This window comes from Pauljensenia sp. UMB3104 (assembly GCF_030217285.1).
Taxonomy (GTDB): Bacteria; Actinomycetota; Actinomycetes; order Actinomycetales; family Actinomycetaceae; genus Pauljensenia.
This window is the reverse complement of record NZ_JASONN010000399.1, coordinates 1-257: the sequence shown is the minus strand read 5'-3', so window position 1 is coordinate 257 and position 257 is coordinate 1. Positions and strand designations below refer to the sequence as shown.

Genomic DNA, 257 nt, shown 5'->3' with positions numbered 1-257 from the left:
AACTCGCGCCGCTTGTTCACAAGGTTTACACGCCGATCAGCAAACTTATGATGCAGTTCGGTTTCCACCCCAACTGCATCTTCAGAGAAGAAGAGGGCATGAATGTCGAAATTGTATGGCACCGACGCGTCTGATAGCTCCTGCACCCTCTCAATGGGGCGCAGCCTGCGAGTCATGCCTATCTTTACCATCCGCTCCCCAAAAGAGCCGATATTAGAAATAACGTACACGTACCCGGCGCGAATATTAGCCTTGCG

At 51.8% G+C, this 257-nt stretch carries 1 protein-coding gene; it reads right to left on the bottom strand.

The features are described 5' to 3' along the window. Window positions 1-230 (bottom strand): GIY-YIG nuclease family protein (locus QP415_RS12185; RefSeq protein WP_285100250.1); only part of this gene is annotated, 230 nt, incomplete at its 3' end. Between the last annotated feature and the right edge of the window lie 27 nt (window positions 231-257).